Here is a 17,867-nt window from a genome sequence, read left to right as displayed (position 1 = left end):
AATCAGATTCTGAAGTTACAGTTTATCAAATAAGGAGAAATATCAGTTGCCGATATCGGTTTATTTGACGCGAAAACACATTTGGAATTGGCAATGTTTTCAAAGTAGTTTTGATTTATAATAATCCAGTTTAATACCAGAATGGCTGGACTGATAACCGGATAAACCTTTGCACTATCCGATGAAAAATGATTGTCGTCGACGTTTTTTAAATCGACAGAAACATTTTTACATTTATTATCTTCAGTTGATTTATGCTCTTCCGAAACAGGAGTTTTATGGCAGGCATCATTTTTTTTGCATAATGCACATTCTGCATGTGAGGCCTCGTCTTTATTGAGGGAGATGGATTGCGTTTCTCCATGACAAAAATGAAAGTACACAGTTGCACTAGTCGCCGTAAGGGAATAGTGAAAAATCAAGATAAGTATGATCAACTGTTTCATTTCGACAAAGCTAATAAACAACTTGCTCTCTTAAGCATTCTTGTTGTCATATTATTGCTACAATTTTTGTTCAGTTAGTAGAAGTTTATAAAAATAGTCCTTGATGGAGCAAGGACTATTTTTTGTTTTAACCTTTTATTGATTTAATAAAATTAGGAATTTCATCTAAGTAATTGTCCTTCGTTAGTAGTTTCACAAATGCTGTACCTATAATAGCTCCTGTGGCAAACGATGTAGCTTGTTCAAAAGATTGTTTATTTGAAATGCCAAATCCGATTGCAATTGGATTTTCAAGCTGCATATCTTTTATTCGCTGGAAGTAAGCAGTTGTTGTGTCTCCTACATTCAGTTCTGTCCCTGTAGTTGCATTAGAGGAGAGCAAGTAGATAAAGCTATTGGAAAGTTTATCAATCTTTCTAATACGTTCTTCTGAAGTCTGTGGGGTCACTATAAAAATATTGGCAACGTCATTCTTTTCAAATGTATCTTTATAAAGTTCTTCATATTCATACATCGGTAAGTCCGGTACAATTATTCCGTCAATACCCACCTTTTTGCAGTCAGCACAAAAGCGTTCCACACCATATTGTAATAAAGGGTTTACATAACCCATTAAAAATACGGGAATGGTCACATGCTTACGTAACTCTTTCAATTGTTCAAAAAGAATTTCTACTGTCATGCCATTCTTTAAAGCAACCTCGGAGCTATGTTGAATAGTGGGGCCATCGGCAACAGGATCTGAATAAGGGAAACCGATTTCTAAAAAATCAGCACCTGATTCCTCCAGCTTTTTGGCAATAGTTACTGTGCTATCAAGTGTTGGGTAACCAGCAGTATAATATATCGATAAGAGACCTTGATCCCCTGTTTTTTTTATTTTTCTCATCGTTTAAAAGCCAAAATATTTCATGTAATTGTCCAGATCCTTATCTCCGCGTCCTGACAGACAGATGACCACAGTATCATCTGGTTTTAAATCCATTTTTTCTAAGTATGCTAAAGCATGAGCACTTTCAATAGCAGGAATAATTCCTTCCAGTCTTGTGAGCAACAATCCTGCTTCCATTGCCTCTTTATCCGTCACGCTCACATAATTGCCGCGTCCGGATTTAAATAACCAGGCGTGCTGTGGACCAATTCCAGGATAGTCTAATCCCGCAGATATGGAGTATGGTTCTATAACCTGTCCATCTGGAGTCTGCATCAGCAATGATCGGCTCCCATGTAATACACCTTCTTTTCCAAGTGCCGTTGTTGCGGCAGACTCGCCAGAATCAACACCCAATCCAGCAGCTTCTACAGCAATCAGCTTTACTGATTCTTCATCTACAAAGTGATAAAACATACCTGCAGCATTCGATCCTCCACCTACACATGCTATTGCATAGTCAGGATTGGATTTGCCTGTTTTTTCTAAGAGCTGTTTTTTTGTTTCTTCAGATATGATAGACTGAAAACGAGCAACCATATCTGGATAGGGGTGAGGCCCTACTACAGAACCAATGATATAATGTGTGTCAACGGGATTGTTTATCCAATCTCGTAAAGCTTCGTTAGTAGCATCTTTTAAAGTTTTGCTTCCCGATTGTGCTGGTACTACTTGTGCTCCCATCATCTTCATTCTGGCAACATTTGGTGCTTGGCGCTCAATATCGATGGCGCCCATGTAGACCACACATTCTAATCCTTTTAGTGCACATACAGTAGCAGTAGCAACACCGTGTTGCCCAGCTCCCGTTTCAGCTATGATCCTTTTCTTTCCTAGTCGCTGTGCAAGTAAGATTTGACCAATTGTATTGTTTATTTTATGAGCACCTGTATGATTTAGATCTTCTCTTTTTAAATATATATTACTCCCATATTTCTCGGATAGACGGCCTGCATAGTATAAAGGTGATGGTCTACCCACATAATCTCTTAGAAGTTGATTAAACTCTTCCTGAAAACTGGGTTCTTGAATAATATCTAAATATTTTTGACGCAGTTCTTCTACATTAGGGTATAGCATTTCTGGAATGTAAGCACCTCCAAATTGACCATAATATCCTTTTTCATTAACCTGGTACTTGCTCATAATTCATGTTTTTCAATGTCTGTTCTAATAATTCTACATTTTTTATTCCTGACTTAAATTCAAATTTTGAATTTAAATCGAGACCGTATAAACGAGGATCGGAAATCTGGCTTGCCTCTCTTATATTTTCAGCACTTAAACCACCACTTAAAAAATAGGGTTTCTCTAAGGGGTAGTTCCTCAATAAATCCCAGTCAAAGTGTATTCCCGAACCACCATGGTTACTAGTCTTAGTGTCAAATAAAAAATAATCAGCAACCGATTCGTATGCGTTGAGAGATTGCCAATCAAAGTTTTCGTCAATGCCAAAAGATTTGATGACAAGAATATCTTTAGATTTTAACCTAAGACAAAAATCAGGATCCTCATGACCATGTAACTGAATTCCGGCTAATCCGTAATCACTGATTTTTTGTAGAATTTCCTGCTCGCTGGCATTTACAAAAACACCTATTTTTTTTATTCCTGGGATTGCCTTTATAAAATGGGCATCCAAAGCACTGACATATCGTTTTGATTTTTCATAGAAAATCAAACCCATATAATCGATCGGTAATTTAATGAGATCTAGCATATTATCCAGATCTTTCATGCCACAAACTTTAATTTTTAAGCTCATGTTATTTATTTATAAGTTTTTTGAAACTATTGAATGCTCTTCCGCTTTTAAGTGATTCTTCTGCTTCGGCCAAACAAGCTGCAAATGTTTTTTGCGGATCAAATGTATTGATAGCAAAGGCGGCATTTGTAAGTACTACGTTATTTTGAATGTCATTGCCATCATTGCTTATAATTTTCAAAAATGTGTCTGCCGCTTCATTGATTGTTTCCCCACTAGCTAAAGAAGCTGGTGCAACAATATCAAAGCCAAGTTCAGGAATACTGTAGTATTTTTCTCCAGCATTGGTTATAACTTTGAAATCACCTGTAAGTGATATCTCATCGTATCCATCCAGTGCATGTATAATCGAATATTGTTTTACTGAATCTTGATAGAGGTATCCATACAATCTTGCAAGCTCTAGACTAAAAACACCTACGGATTGAAATTTTGGATTCGCAGGATTGGTCAAAGGGCCTAGCATGTTAAAGAATGTTTTAACGGCCAACGCTTTTCGAATAGGTGCTACCGTCTTCATCGCAGGATGAAATAAAGGGGCATGTAAGAAGCAAATGTTGGCCTCATCCAGTTGTCTGTTTAGCTCGCCTTTATCGTTTGTAAATTGATAGCCCAAATATTCCATAACATTGGAAGAACCACAGCCCGATGAGACGCCGATATTACCATGTTTAGCGACATGATAACCTGCTCCAGCTACAACAAAAGATGCTAATGTAGAAATGTTGAAAGTGTTTTTTCCATCTCCACCTGTACCACATAAATCGATTAAATCATAACCGCTGAAGTCAAGCTGAAGACATAGATCGTACATCGCATCTCTAAATCCACCAAGTTCTTCCACACGGATACTTCGCATGCCGTAAGCTGTCATGAATGCAGCGATTTGATGGCTATCATATTTGCCCTCTGTGATATTGATGAGGATATCATAAGCCTCTTTTCTGCTGAATGATTTATATTCAAATAAATGCGCTAATATTTTTTTCATGGTATTATTAAAATAAAAAAAGGCTTACCTAAAAAGGCAAGCCTACTATTTTGATGTATAGATAAATCTAAGCAATAGTTCTTTGCCACAACAGTTTAACTGTTATGCCACCACCAAGACTTATTTAATACGTTTATATTCATTTCTTTATTGTAATAGCAAATATGGTTGATTATTTTAAAAAAAGCAAGTGATTTAGTGAATAATTTTAATATGTGACAAAATGTGCTAAATTATTTCCTTTTGAGACTAAAGTAAAGGATGCAATTTTGTCTGCTTCAAGATAAAGGGATACAATCAGCCTGTCTTTTATTTTAAGAAAGTAAATGTTCGACGCATTTTTTCCTTCTAAGTCGATATCCCTAGTTTCCTTTTTAGGAAGCTGATGATAGTTGAGATACTGAATTTGACTAATATCTTTCATCTGTATATTGAGACGGACTTCGTTTAGACTTGCTTCGAGATATTCAAAATATTCATCCGTAAGCTTTTTGTTGATGATGATGTGCTGACTTAAGATCACATCTGTAGCAATATTGGGGTCATTAAGAGCAGTGACAAATTTTTTCACAATAACCAAATTGGAATCAGGAACTCTGTTTTCCTGTGCAAAATTGATATTGGGAATCAGAAATGCCAAAAGTATACATGCACTTTTAAGATATGTTATCATATAGTGATAAGACTGCTATTTAGTGAAAAGGATTAAATCGTATAAAAAATGCCTTACAATTCAATGTAAGGCATTTTTTATTAATACTCGTCTTCGTTAAAGAAGAAATCATCCTTTGTAGGATAATCTGGCCAAATTTCTTCTATATTCTCGTAAGGCTCACCGTCGTCTTCTAAATCTTGTAAATTTTCGATTACTTCAACAGGAGCACCAGAACGAATACCATAGTCGATTAATTCATCTTTTGTTGCCGGCCAAGGGGCATCTTCTAAATGTGAAGCTAACTCTAATGTCCAATACATAATAAAAACAGATTAAGTTTTCAATTTTCGCAAAAATATAATTTAATTTGTCTTTAGCAAGTTATTTGTCATTTATTTTTTTATCATCAATTTAAGTAATTGATATTCAGTTTGAAAAAATACACTAGCGTTGTGCTCATCTTTCTAAATATTTTCAAAATCATCACCTTTTTCTTCTAATGCTGATAGTCTTGGAGAAACGGATTTGATATCTGTATTTGGATAATCAGCTTCTATAAGTCCATCTCTCATGCGGACGATTCGATGTGCATGCTGTGCAATATCTTCCTCGTGAGTTACCAATATGATGGTATTTCCCTTAGAATGGATTTCTTCTAAAAGCCCCATGATTTCGATAGAAGTCTTTGTGTCAAGATTTCCTGTAGGTTCATCCGCAAGAATAATGGATGGATTGTTTATCAATGCACGGGCAACTGCTACACGTTGGCGTTGACCACCTGATAACTCATTCGGACGATGATCAACACGATTTCCTAATCCGACACTATTTAAAGCCTGTGTTGCTTTTTCCTCCCGTACACTTTGCTTAATCCCTGCATAAATTAATGGAAGTGCAACATTTTCCAATGCTGTGCTTTTGGGTAAAAGGTTGAATGTTTGAAAAACAAATCCAATCTCCTTATTCCGAACTTCAGCCAGTTCATCATCTGTCATATCACTGACATTGATGCCATTTAAAATATAATCACCATAATTAGGAGTGTCTAAGCAACCTAAAATATTCATTAATGTTGACTTTCCAGATCCAGATGGACCCATTAAAGCTACAAATTCACCTTTCTTTATATTTAAAGAAACAGATTTTAACGCATGAATAGTCTCTGTTCCTATTGTATATTGTCGAGCGATCTCTTGAATTTCAATTAATGTTGCGGAAGCCATAGCAAACTTGTTTAAATTTGGTGTTCAAATTACAATTTATTCTGCAATTTCCAATGTGAAAGCATTTTATTGTAAACGTAATTTTCTAAGTCAGCAGCATTTTGTTCATCATAATTATCTGTATTAATCGGAGCAAATACTTGCACTTTTACGATGCCTGGATGCGATCCTAATTTATGACCGTCATCCCATAAAATTTCCCAGGCATTTTCAATGACAATCGGGATTATTGGAATATTATTCTCAATTGCCAGACGAAATGCACCAGATTTAAAAGGATGTATAGTAGGTGGATACTGCTCATCAATTTTTCCCTCCGGAAAAATGGCAAGAGATTTTCCCTCCTTAAGCATTTCATTAGCCTTTTTAAAAGATCTGAAAGAAGCCATTCTGCTCTTACGATCTACAGGGATATCAATTGTTTTAAAAAATATGCGTGTTACGGGGTTTTTCAATAACTCTGCTTTTCCAATAAAACTAATAGCTTTCTGGGATATAAAAGTCATCGCCGTGATGTCTAGAACGGAAGTATGGTTAGCACAGAGGATATAAGGTTTGGACCAGTCAATTTTTTCTTCAAACTTTACGCGGTAAAAAATACCGGCACCATATGAACCGATGAGACTCATCCATCTCCTGAGATACGCGATTTGATTATAGTTTTTGGATGCATTTCTTGCATATAGCCATATGATGGGAAAAAGACAACAGAACACAATAAAAACACTGGCAAAATAAAAATAGCGATGCAGTTTCTTCAGAATTTTAATCATTCAATAATATTTTTATACAAGATAGCTTTTCGTAAGGAGAGCAATATAATAAAAAAGGGGTTCAAATTAGCGAACCCCTTTCTGTATTTTGTGCAGGTATTTATTTACTTAATGCAGCATAATATTTATGAAACAAAGGAATAGTTGAAATACCTTTAAGATAATTTTCAATACCATATTTCTCGTTCGGAGAATGTAGGTTGTCACTATTTAATCCGAAACCAAGAAGGACAGTTTTTAAGCCTAAAACTTCCTCAAATAAGGCTACAATAGGAATTGAACCTCCGCCGCGGGTTGGGATAGGTTTTACCCCAAATGTGTCCGTTAAAGCTTTCTCAGCAGCTTTGTAAGCGACACTATCAGTTGGAGTTACAACCGGTTCGCCACCATGATGCGGTTTAACTTCGACTTGTACATTTTTGGGAGCAATTGCTTCGAAATGTTTTTTAAATAAGTCTGTAATACGCTGTGAATTTTGATTTGGAACTAATCGCATCGAAATCTTGGCATATGCTTTCGAAGGAAGTACAGTTTTTGCACCTTCACCAATATAACCTCCCCAAATACCGTTCACTTCTAAAGTCGGGCGAGTACCTGTACGTTCAATTGTTGAATATCCTTCTTCTCCCCATAGCTCTTGAACACCTAAATCTTTTTTATATGCTTCGATTTCGAATGGCGCTTTATTGAGCTCATCGCGTTCTTCCTGAGATAGTTCGACGACATCATCGTAAAATCCTGGAATGGCAATATGATTGTTCTCATCATGTAGAGATGCGATTAATTTTGCTAAGATTGTAGCTGGGTTTGCAACTGCGCCCCCGTAAACACCAGAGTGTAAATCTCTATTTGGACCAGTTACTTCAACTTCAACATAAGATAATCCTCTTAATCCAGTTTCTAAAGATGGAGTTTCCAGACTGATCATCGATGTGTCAGAAATAACAATTACGTCAGCTTTTAATTTTTCCTTATTTTCTTTTACAAAAGTTCCAAGGTTAGCAGAACCAACTTCTTCTTCTCCCTCGATCATGAATTTAATATTGCACGCAAGTGCATTATTTTTCATCATATATTCAAATGCTTTTACATGCATATAGAATTGTCCCTTATCATCTGCAGAACCACGCGCGTAAATTTTACCATCACGTACTGTTGGCTCAAACGGTGGAGTATCCCACAATTCGTATGGATCAGCAGGTTGCACATCATAATGTCCATAGGTTAATACCGTCGGTAAAGCAGGATCGATAATTTTTTCTCCATATACAATCGGATTACCCGCTGTTTGACAGATTTCTACATTATCTGCGCCAGCTTCCTTTAACTTTTGTGCTACAAATTCTGCCGTTTTTTCGATATCACCTTTAAATTTTGGATCAGCACTTACTGACGGAAGACGTAATAAATCAAACAACTCATCTAAAAATCGTTGTTTGTTCGCCTCAACATATTCTTGTATAGTTTGCATAGTATGAATGTATTTAAAACAAAAATAGGTAAAACATTATAATTTCACCTTGGTAATTATGGTTTTAGAGGCATAATTAAAGGATTTAAAAAAAAGTTATAAAAAGTTGTAACATTTCTATTGAAAGCCTATCTAATAGGGGTAACTATGCAATATATTTGTGCAGTTTTATTAACCAAAGTGATAATTATAGTTTTTAGATGAAAAGAAAAACGATTTTCCATTTGTTGTTGCTATTACCGATGCTTGTGAGCTTTTGCTTTGCTCAGAGTAAAATTCAAGGTAAAATTAGTGATGCCAAAGATCAGCAGAAGTTGTCAAATGCAACGGTCATGCTCTTGAGTGCCAAAGACTCTATTCTTTTAGATTTTACCAGATCTGATGAAAATGGTAATTTTTCGTTAAATACACCCGTACAAAGTGAGGCAGTACTTATTGTAAGTTATCCCAAATATGGAGACTATTATACCGAAATTTTACCAAATCAAGATTATTCAGCATTAAAGGTTGGTTTGACAAGTACAGCGCAACTTTTACAAGAAGTTATCGTAACAGGACGCATTCCGATCACTATTAAAGGAGATACTACAGAATATGATGCAGGTAGCTTTAAAGTGGAAAAAAATGCTAAAGTTGAAGATTTATTGAAAGTATTGCCGGGTATTACGGTTGATGCATCGGGAAAGATTACTGCACAAGGTAAAACTGTGAAAAAGGTTTTAGTAGACGGGGAAGAATTCTTTGGCGATGATCCGACATTAGTGACACGTAACATACGTTCAGACATGGTTGATAAAGTGCAGGTCTACGAAAAGAAATCAGAACAAGCGGAACGTACAGGAGTGGATGATGGTCAACGAGAGCAAACGATTAATGTTAAATTAAAAGATGGAGCCAAAAATGGTATGTTTGGTAAAGCGCTAGTAGGTGGTGGAACAGATAAATACTACATGGGGCAACTGATGGTTAATAAGTTTAAAGGTTCGCAAAAAATATCAGCTTATGGTCTATTTGGTAACAATGGTACTACGTCGATGAATTGGCAAGATGCAGAGAAATATGGGGGCGATTCCGGAGTAAGTTATGGTGATGATGGATCGATGTCCTGGTCAAGTTTTACCGACCCATTCTCTGGCCAAGGTGTAATTGGTGTCCCAAGAGCAATTAATTCAGGCATTAACTTTTCAGACAAATTTGATAAAAACAAGCATAACGTCAATATAAACTATAAATATGGTCGTATCAGTAGTGATGGTCAAGATGAAACTTTGATGAGTGGTCTTATCAACAGCCGTACTGTAAAGACAGTAGATACGGAAAATGATCAGCATCGTGTAAATTTGAAATACGATCTTAACTTTGACTCCTTAAATACATTGACAATTCGTGGAGGAGCATCGCAAAAGAATCTTTGGTCTGATAATAAGCGCGAAGCGTATCAATTTTCCGAAAAATTGGATACAGTAACAACTGAAAATACAAGAGAAGTTGCGGACAACAAGGTGAAAGCATTTAATTTAAGTGCGTTGTTTACTCATAAATTTAAGAAAAAAGGAAGATCATTGACATTTAGTGGAGAGACAAGGAAAGATGAAACTACTGGTGGAGGGTCTCTATATTCAAAAGTTCGTAAATATGATGTTGGACAAGATTCTATTACTGATCAGCGAAAAAACAGAGAACAGAGGGTAACAAATAACCGAGCATCTTTAACCTATACAGAACCATTGTCTAAAGTTTTAAATATGTCGATTGGAGGTGGTGTCGAAAGTAATAAAAGTTCTTCTTTGGTGGAATCGTTTAATGAATCCTCTTCAGGAAATTATGATCAACTGGATAAACGTTTTAGTAATGATTATGATTTCAATAGAACAAGCAGTAATTATAAACTGGCATTCGGTTATACAACGGAAAAGTTAAGATTAAATTTTACGAATAGTTTCAATAATGATGATTTAGAGCAACGGAATAACGATACGAAAGAACAGTTTTCCAGAAACTTTTTCACTTATAATCCGTCATTAGGTGGTGGTTATTCATTTACTAAAAGTAAGCAGTTGTGGTTTAATTACAATGGACGTAATCAACTACCTGCTTTAAATCAAATCCAGCCGATACTTGATAACTCAGATCAATTGAATCGCTATATTGGGAATGAGAATTTGAAACCATCTTTTAGTCATAATATAAACTTAGGTTATAATACATTTAAGTTATTGACAGGAAGTTATGCATATGTAGGAGGGAACGTAAATGTTGTAAAAGATCCTATTTCACAGAACATCACTACTGCTAATGGTATAAATACCTACGAATGGAATAATATAATAGGAAAAACTAATCTGTCTGCTAATTTTTGGTCCGGTTATTACTTTAAGTTGAATAAAAAATTGGGATTGAGTAACTCGCCACAATTATCATTGTCAACATCGGAAAATTATAATTTCTTCAATGGTGAACTGAATAAAGTAAATACAACCAATTATAATTTTACTTACACGTTGACTCGTGATACAAAAACCGGGCTAAACTTTAATATTAATCTAAGTCCACAATACCGTGTTATGGAGTCTAACTTACAGCAAAATACAAACAGTAATGGTTTTGTATTCGGTTCCTCTGGAAGTGTAGAATACTTTTTTACAAAAACACTTAAGGTATATACCAACTACGATTATACTTACGAGGCAGCAACGAAAGCGTTTGACCAGAAGTTTGATCAATTTTTACTTCATCCAGGAGTTAGTAAGAAATTCTTGAAAAATGAATCTTTGATTTTAGATTTTACAGTTAATGATGTTCTGAATCAAAATAAAGGCTTTAGCAGATCGGCCTCAAGCTCTGTATTTACGCAAAGAAGATATGATACGATCAGACGTTACTATATGTTAAAGCTATCATGGGATTTTACAAAAATGTTTTTATAAGATGAAACACATGAAAATACTAAATTACGGAATACTTTTTATACTCTTATGTTGCAGTACGCTCGCTAAAGCACAGTATACACTTTTTTCTAAGGTCGGTACCATCTCGTTTGATAAAACGATGTATATGAAGAACATCGTTAATAAACAGTTTATTGCCAAAGCTGATGGTAATTCCAGAACTCAGTTTGAACAGATGCTTCCAAATATTCCAGAGAATGTTGTTTTAAAGAAGACCCTTAAATTCAATGGAAATGAAACACTATTTCAACCGGTCGCTGGACAGGAATTGGATATGAAAGCAAAGCAACTAATTATGATGTTTGCTCTGGACTTTGATGCGCAGACTTTATCAAATTTAGCAACGAAGGATTATAAACGTTTTAATGATATGATGGGTGATAAAATTATCATTCAGGACTCCGTTAAAAAAATTCAATGGCGTATTACTGATGAGTACCGCGATATAGCAGGTTATACATGTCGACGGGCAAATGGATTTACTTCCGATTCAACTTATGTAATAGGTTTCTATGCAAATGAAATTCCAGTTAGTGGAGGCCCTGAGTCTATAAGTGGCTTGCCGGGTATGATTTTGGGTCTCGTGGTACCAAGTCAACACGTATCTTATTTTGCTACGAAGGTAGAATTGAGCAATACTATTGTAATGGATAAGAAGGTTTTTGAAAATAAGAAGACTAAAACAATGAGCCGTAAGCAAATGATTGATCAATTTACATCCACTATTTCGCAGTGGTTGAACAAAGATACCGTAAAATATATTATGCAATTAGCTACTTTGTAATTGAGTAAGAAAGCTGTATATTATTAATAAAGCCCTTAAATATTACATTTAAGGGCTTTATTAATATAAAAAAATAATAGCAAAATAAAAGGCGCTTTTAAAGCGCCTTTTATTTTGATTAAGATAAATAAAAACTATTTACCGTCATTTTTCTTAGCAGTAACTTCATTACGAATTTCTTGTGCTAATGTTTTAATGTCTTGTAATCCTTTGCGTACACGAGTACCTGCAGCAGAGTTACCATTGTTGAAAAATTTGTCTGCATCTCCTTCGATTGATGCTACTAACTCTTTTAATTTTACGTAGTTTTCCATTTTAATAATTATAATTTTAGTTTTATGGTCTTGTTTATTACTCTAATTAACACAATAAATATACAAAAACCAATTTAATAGAAAATATTTTTTCAGAAAAATTTCTGTTAAAAATTGTGAAATATGATTATTCTACAATTTTTAATTCACTAATGATATTGGTAGCTCCAGCAAATTTGTCAATTACAAATAAAACGTAACGAATATCTACAGATATCGTGCGTTGCAATTTGTGATCAAAAATAACGTCACCTGCCATCGCTTCAATATTACCATCAAAAGCCAAGCCAATTAGTTCGCCATTTCCATTTATTACAGGAGAACCTGAATTTCCGCCAGTTATATCGTTGTCACTTAAGAAGTTAACCGGAAGGTATCCAGCTTTATCTGCATAGCGACCGTAATCTTTATTGTTTTGCAAATCAATCAATCTCTGAGGCAAATCAAACTCTTCGTCTCCTTTTTTGTACTTAGCAATAGTGCCTTTCAAAGTCGTATAGAAGTTTTGTGCAGCATCATTACGTTTATCTGCAGGCAATGATTTAATAGAACCATATGTTAAACGTAACGTGCTGTTTGCATCTGGATAGAATTTTCCTTTTGGATTAGAAGCTAATACGCCAGCAACATATTTACGGTGTGCAGCCTCGAATTTATCCGTTGCTTCTTTATCTGAAGGCGAAGACTCACGGTATTTATTTAATAATGCTGTCGATAATTTGTACAATGGATCGTTATCCAACGCTAACGCTGTCGGATTGTCTAAAAAGTTATTAAGTCTTTCTTCGGAAGCAAAAATACTATTTTTGACAGCTTCACGAATATATGATGTTAGATCATTGTTGTTTTTACCAGCTAGTTCTGCAACATAAGGAGCGATGTTGCCACCTTTTTTTGCATATAAGTTCAATTCATCAATCAATACATCTTCCTCTAGAGGTAAGTATAATTTCTCATAACTGGAAGCAATTGCTCCTTGCAACTTCGGTAATAACTCTTTACGTTTCGCCTCATTAGACTTTACATATAAATCCAATCCATTTCCGATTGAAAACGGTAAAGCGGCTAATGTACTTGAACGGATCATACCACTTAAATAGTTATCATGACGCGCTTTTTCATTCGTAGCAGCATAATAAGCATTAATCGTAGCAATTACATCACCATATTCTGCTTTATTCTCTTTTTTATTAGCCCATTTGTTAAATTTAGCCTCATCTTGAGCTTTTGTCACCGCAGTTTTGTGCAACGTTAAAGCGTCGATCATTCCTTGGCGATTTTTCCAGTAGTTAGCTACTTGAGAATATTTAGAAGCATAATTGATTTTAACAGCTTGATCTTTGTCCATGTATTTTTTCATGGCATCCATTCCTGTTTTTGATGCCTCTACCCAAGCAGGGTAAGCAAACTTTACATTTTGATCAATTCCTCCTGCAGGCATCCAACGATTGGTACGGCCAGGGTATCCCAATATCATAGCAAAATCACCTTCTTTAAAACCCTTTAAACTGATCGGTAAGAAGTGTTTTGGTTTTAAAGGAACATTTTCCTTCGCATATTCTGCTGGGTTACCATTCTTGTCCCCGTATACACGGAAGATAGAAAAGTCTCCTGTGTGGCGTGGCCATTCCCAGTTGTCTGTATCACCACCAAATTTACCTATGCTGTTAGGAGGAGTTCCTACTAAACGGACATCGTTAAAATCTTGATAAACGAAATAGTAATATTCATTGCCATTGTAAAATGATTTTACATTGACGATGTATTTACCGTTTTCGCTGTTTTCTTTTTCGATTTTAGCGATTTCCTGATTAATGATTTTTTGACGTTCAGATTCAGACATTTTATCATTTACTAATGACAAAATTCTTTTTGAAACATCGTCCATACGAACAAAGAAGCGAACGAACAAAGACTTCGGTTTTAGTTCTTCAGATTTTGTTTTTGCCCAGAAACCATTTGTTAAGTGGTCATTTTCAGGAGTTGATAATTCTGCAATTGCACCATATCCACAGTGGTGATTTGTGAATACTAAGCCTTGGTCAGAAACGATTTCTGCAGTACAACCACCATTGAATTGTACGATTGCGTCCTTTAAACTTGAATTGTTGATGCTGTAGATTTCCTCAGCCGTCAGTTTCAATCCTTTCTTTTGCATATCAGCTTCATTAAGTCGCTTCAAGTGCATTAAGAACCACATTCCTTCATCTGCGAATGTGGTCATACTTGCTGTGATAAGCAGCAATAAGATCCATAATTTTTTCATACAAACTTGATAAAAAAGTTTAGTTATTTACTACAAAGGTGGTTTAATTCTGCTTTAAATCAAAATGCGACCAATGAAGCATCTTTTTAACAATAATAATGAAACAGTTATGTCAGTTTTACGTCAATCTGATAATCATTTAATGCATAAGATAAGCATGTGGATGCTTTTCATTATCTTTGTAAAATGCAGCAAACATTTGAAAATTTTAAATTGAATAAGCAGCTTTTGAACGCAATTGAAGAAGCAGGTTATTCGGTTCCAACAGAAATACAACAAAAAGCTATTACACCGATTCTAGCTGGTCAAGATATCATGGGAGTAGCGCAAACAGGCACTGGAAAGACGGCTGCATTTGTCTTACCTATATTAATGAAATTGAAATATGCGCAAGGTCAAGATGCACGCGCTTTAATTTTATCGCCAACCCGCGAACTTGCTATGCAGATCGAGGAAAATATCCAGACATTTTCAAAATATCTTGATTTACGTACAGTCGTTTTATATGGTGGTTTGGGGCCTAAAACCCAAATTGAAAACCTTGAAAAAGGAGTAGACATAATTGTCGCGACACCGGGGCGCTTTTTAGATTTATATTTAGAAGGTCATATTAATGTGAAATCATTGAAATTTTTGGTGATGGATGAGGCCGATAAAATGATGGATATGGGATTCATTTCTAAATTGCACCGTATTTTGGAAGTCGTGCCTCGAAAAAGACAAAATTTATTATTCTCCGCAACAATGGGAGAGCTGGTTCGGAAAATTGCTGGTGATTTCTTAGCTTTTCCAACGGTTATAGAAGTTTCTGAGCAAGCAACGCCAGCTTCGACGGTGAGTCAGAGAGTTTATTTCGTTCCTAACCAAAAAACAAAACTCAATTTATTGCAACATCTATTGAAAGATGATGAATCATTTCATCGTTTAATTGTTTTTTGCAAAACAAGAACAGTTGCGGATAATGTTTTTGCCTTTTTAGAACGTAAATATGGTAAAGATCAAGTACGAGTTATACATGCTAATAAAGGTCAAAATACACGTATCAATTCTATTAATGCCTTTAAAGAAGGAAATATACGAATTTTAGTAGCGACTGATGTAGCAGCACGTGGTCTTGATGTTTCAAATGTTTCTCATGTGATTAACTTTGAAGTTCCCATAGTGACAGAAGATTACGTACACCGTATCGGACGTACCGGCCGTGCATTTAATTCTGGTGATGCTATTACTTTTTGCAATGATGCAGAAAAATATTATTTCAGAAAAATTGAAAAGTTAATGCGTCAGTCTGTTGATGTTGCTCCACTACCAGATGAAGTTTTTATCGAAGAAACACCATATTTCGAACGCCAGGCTATTGCCAAAGAAATCGATATTCAAAAACGAAAAGAAGATCCAGATTTTAAAGGAGCGTTCCACGAGAAGAAATTTGCAATCAAGCAGAAAGAAGCAAAAGCATCACAGCGTGCATCGGGGTTCAAGTCTAATAAACAAGGTCCTAAAACTTCTACTAAAAGAAATTATAGAACAAAATAGTGAGACTTACACCAATTAATATCGTATCGGCATGCTTAGTAGCTTGGTATTTTGTAGAGGATATGTCCGATACGAAACCATTACTGTCTATGACCGCGCTGTTGATCTTAATGGTGGTATTACTATTGGTGGATATTTTCTTCCGGATTATTGTCAAACAAAATAAAAAGCTTTGGCTCTATGAGTTGGGTTTTATAGTGGTAGTCGCGATCTTAACACTTATTATAAAAATAGCGTAAGCCTTTTGTAAAAAGCATTATTAATATGAAACAGTCTTGAGCATATCATATAGAAATCAACATGTTCAGAGTAGCTTCATAGCCTTTAAAAACCGAGTGAAACCAGCTTAATAATTAGTAAAAGCTAACACTCATTATTAAAACAAATCATATTCTAATGAAAAAAGCAGAAATAAAATTACAGGTTGAATTGGATGATGCAAACGTGCCTGACAAAATTACTTGGTCTTCTAATGATGGTGAATCTTCTGATGAACTTCCTGCCAAAGCCATGTTTTTAGCATTATGGGATTCTGCATATAAAAACTCAATGCGTATCGATTTATGGACTAAAGATATGCCTTATGATGAGATGAAACGTTTTTTCTATGAGACCTTACAGACATTAGGAGATTCATTTCTACGTTCTTCAGGCGGTGATCCTATGGCAGAGAAAGTAATCGCAGATTTACGTGATTATTGCGCTCACTTTGCTGATAAAATGGAAGTATTAGAACAACAAAACTAATTTTTTCGATATGAATTACTTTTTGGTCAAATCTGAACCTTTCAAATACAGCTGGGAGCAATTTAATAAAGATGGTCAGACGTTTTGGGATGGTGTACGTAATTATCAAGCCCGTAACAATCTTAAAGCAATGAAAGAGGGTGATCTTGTTTTATTTTACCATAGCAATGAAGGAAAAGAAGTGGTGGGTATTGCAAAAGTTGTAAAAGAATACTATCAGGATCCTACAACTGAAGATCCGAAATGGGTAGTCGTAGATTTAGCTCCGGTCGAAACATTTAAAAAATCAGTTACACTAGAGCAGATCAAAGCAGATGAATTTTTACAGGATGTTGCATTAGTACGTCAAGGAAGATTATCTGTAATGCCACTAAAGGCTGAAGAGTTTGATCGTATAGTGGCTTTAGGCTCTGAATAATAGCGTTTGCACTAATTAAAATTAAAAATGCCTCAGATACACCATCTGAGGCATTTTTAATTAGCCTTTGTGATCAAATAAATTGACAAGGTTTTTTAATTCAGTAGCTTTGCTTGGATCTAGCTTACCACTTAATATTAAGCGTAACTCACGACGTCTCATTGCCTCGTCGTAAAGCCTATGTTCCAATTCCGTTTCAGGAACTACTTTCGGAATTGGCTGCGGTTTGGCATGCTCGTCTACCGCTACGAATGTATAATAAGCTTCATTTGATTTTTCTTTTGTTCCCAATGGAAGATTTTGAGCAAACACCTCCATTCTTACTTCAATTGAAGTATTAAAGGCACGCGTTACCTTCGCTTCAATGGTCACAACTTCTCCTAGTCGAATGGACCTTTTGAATGAAACGTTATCGACCGATACGGTTACTACTGGACTATTACAGTGTTTCTGCGCTGCCATTGCAGAACAGATATCCATCCAATACAACAATCTACCGCCCATTAAATTACCAAAAGTATTCGTATCATTCGGTAATACTAATTCATTCATTACCGTAGTAGACTCTTTAGCACATTTCTCCTTCATCTCTTTTTTTA

19 protein-coding genes are annotated in these 17,867 nt (G+C 35.4%); 6 read left to right on the top strand and 13 right to left on the bottom strand.

Annotated features, from left to right (window positions below):
• Positions 1 to 2: 2 nt before the first annotated feature.
• From HCX49_RS22860 to HCX49_RS22815, 10 genes are all read right to left on the bottom strand, one after another.
• The gene (locus HCX49_RS22860) at positions 3 to 446 is read right to left on the bottom strand and encodes a hypothetical protein (protein ID WP_021188816.1); all 444 of its coding nucleotides are present in this window, start codon (positions 444 to 446) and stop codon (positions 3 to 5) included.
• Between the two features lie 127 nt (positions 447 to 573).
• A complete protein-coding gene (gene trpA / locus HCX49_RS22855) occupies positions 574 to 1,335 on the bottom strand; it encodes a tryptophan synthase subunit alpha (RefSeq protein ID WP_168128235.1) in 762 nt (253 codons plus the stop codon).
• 3 nt (positions 1,336 to 1,338) lie between these two features.
• The gene (gene trpB, locus HCX49_RS22850; RefSeq protein ID WP_021188818.1) at positions 1,339 to 2,523 is read right to left on the bottom strand and encodes a tryptophan synthase subunit beta; all 1,185 of its coding nucleotides are present in this window, start codon (positions 2,521 to 2,523) and stop codon (positions 1,339 to 1,341) included.
• Positions 2,504 to 3,142, bottom strand: a complete 639-nt coding sequence (locus tag HCX49_RS22845; RefSeq protein ID WP_132843743.1) for a phosphoribosylanthranilate isomerase — start codon at positions 3,140 to 3,142, stop codon at positions 2,504 to 2,506. Before HCX49_RS22845 ends, trpB begins: the two co-directional genes overlap by 20 nt.
• 1 nt (position 3,143) lies before the next feature.
• Complete coding sequence (trpD, locus tag HCX49_RS22840; protein WP_168128234.1) at positions 3,144 to 4,133, bottom strand: anthranilate phosphoribosyltransferase; 990 nt, start codon at positions 4,131 to 4,133, stop codon at positions 3,144 to 3,146.
• Between the two features lie 208 nt (positions 4,134 to 4,341).
• Entirely contained in the window at positions 4,342 to 4,806 is a 465-nt protein-coding gene (locus tag HCX49_RS22835) for a hypothetical protein (protein WP_168128233.1), read from the bottom strand.
• Positions 4,807 to 4,886: 80 nt separating this feature from the next.
• The gene (locus tag HCX49_RS22830; protein WP_021188822.1) at positions 4,887 to 5,108 is read right to left on the bottom strand and encodes a DUF2795 domain-containing protein; all 222 of its coding nucleotides are present in this window, start codon (positions 5,106 to 5,108) and stop codon (positions 4,887 to 4,889) included.
• A 144-nt stretch (positions 5,109 to 5,252) separates the two neighbouring features.
• Positions 5,253 to 6,011, bottom strand: a complete 759-nt coding sequence (locus HCX49_RS22825; protein ID WP_021188823.1) for an ABC transporter ATP-binding protein — start codon at positions 6,009 to 6,011, stop codon at positions 5,253 to 5,255.
• A gap of 29 nt (positions 6,012 to 6,040) precedes the next feature.
• Positions 6,041 to 6,784, bottom strand: coding sequence for a lysophospholipid acyltransferase family protein (locus tag HCX49_RS22820; RefSeq protein WP_168128232.1), 744 nt, complete (start codon positions 6,782 to 6,784; stop codon positions 6,041 to 6,043).
• Between the two features lie 100 nt (positions 6,785 to 6,884).
• The gene (locus HCX49_RS22815) at positions 6,885 to 8,255 is read right to left on the bottom strand and encodes a dipeptidase (RefSeq protein ID WP_132843738.1); all 1,371 of its coding nucleotides are present in this window, start codon (positions 8,253 to 8,255) and stop codon (positions 6,885 to 6,887) included.
• A gap of 200 nt (positions 8,256 to 8,455) precedes the next feature.
• On the opposite strand from HCX49_RS22815, the gene HCX49_RS22810 reads away from it, so the two are divergent.
• Positions 8,456 to 11,182: an outer membrane beta-barrel protein gene (locus HCX49_RS22810; RefSeq protein WP_168128231.1), complete on the top strand. Its 2,727-nt coding sequence runs from the start codon at positions 8,456 to 8,458 to the stop codon at positions 11,180 to 11,182.
• A 10-nt stretch (positions 11,183 to 11,192) separates the two neighbouring features.
• Complete coding sequence (locus HCX49_RS22805; protein ID WP_031287608.1) at positions 11,193 to 11,987, top strand: GLPGLI family protein; 795 nt, start codon at positions 11,193 to 11,195, stop codon at positions 11,985 to 11,987.
• A 134-nt stretch (positions 11,988 to 12,121) separates the two neighbouring features.
• Here the strand turns inward: HCX49_RS22805 and HCX49_RS22800 are convergent, their stop codons facing one another.
• Together HCX49_RS22800 and HCX49_RS22795 are read right to left on the bottom strand one after the other, a co-directional pair.
• Complete coding sequence (locus HCX49_RS22800; RefSeq protein WP_021188827.1) at positions 12,122 to 12,301, bottom strand: hypothetical protein; 180 nt, start codon at positions 12,299 to 12,301, stop codon at positions 12,122 to 12,124.
• A 127-nt stretch (positions 12,302 to 12,428) separates the two neighbouring features.
• Positions 12,429 to 14,567, bottom strand: coding sequence for a S46 family peptidase (locus HCX49_RS22795; RefSeq protein ID WP_168128230.1), 2,139 nt, complete (start codon positions 14,565 to 14,567; stop codon positions 12,429 to 12,431).
• 186 nt (positions 14,568 to 14,753) lie between these two features.
• Here HCX49_RS22795 and HCX49_RS22790 point away from each other — a divergent pair, with 186 nt between their 5' ends.
• From HCX49_RS22790 to HCX49_RS22775, 4 genes are all read left to right on the top strand, one after another.
• On the top strand, positions 14,754 to 16,103 hold the full coding sequence (locus tag HCX49_RS22790; RefSeq protein ID WP_168128229.1) for a DEAD/DEAH box helicase: 1,350 nt from the start codon (positions 14,754 to 14,756) through the stop codon (positions 16,101 to 16,103).
• Positions 16,103 to 16,342 (top strand): hypothetical protein, encoded by a 240-nt coding sequence (locus tag HCX49_RS22785; protein WP_132843735.1) that lies wholly within the window; start codon positions 16,103 to 16,105, stop codon positions 16,340 to 16,342. Before HCX49_RS22790 ends, HCX49_RS22785 begins: the two co-directional genes overlap by 1 nt.
• 157 nt (positions 16,343 to 16,499) lie before the next feature.
• Complete coding sequence (gene gldC / locus HCX49_RS22780) at positions 16,500 to 16,850, top strand: gliding motility protein GldC (RefSeq protein WP_021188829.1); 351 nt, start codon at positions 16,500 to 16,502, stop codon at positions 16,848 to 16,850.
• 10 nt (positions 16,851 to 16,860) lie between these two features.
• Positions 16,861 to 17,268 (top strand): EVE domain-containing protein, encoded by a 408-nt coding sequence (locus HCX49_RS22775; protein WP_021188830.1) that lies wholly within the window; start codon positions 16,861 to 16,863, stop codon positions 17,266 to 17,268.
• A gap of 60 nt (positions 17,269 to 17,328) precedes the next feature.
• Here HCX49_RS22775 and HCX49_RS22770 read toward each other — a convergent pair whose 3' ends face one another.
• Positions 17,329 to 17,856 (bottom strand): acyl-CoA thioesterase, encoded by a 528-nt coding sequence (locus HCX49_RS22770; RefSeq protein ID WP_021188831.1) that lies wholly within the window; start codon positions 17,854 to 17,856, stop codon positions 17,329 to 17,331.
• Positions 17,857 to 17,867: the final 11 nt, after the last annotated feature.

Origin of the sequence: Sphingobacterium sp. B16(2022) (genome assembly GCF_012030425.1) — a bacterium.
In the GTDB taxonomy this organism is placed as follows: domain Bacteria; phylum Bacteroidota; class Bacteroidia; order Sphingobacteriales; family Sphingobacteriaceae; genus Sphingobacterium; species Sphingobacterium anhuiense.
The sequence above is the reverse complement of the archived record's forward strand: the minus strand, read 5'-3'. Positions and strand labels throughout refer to the sequence as shown.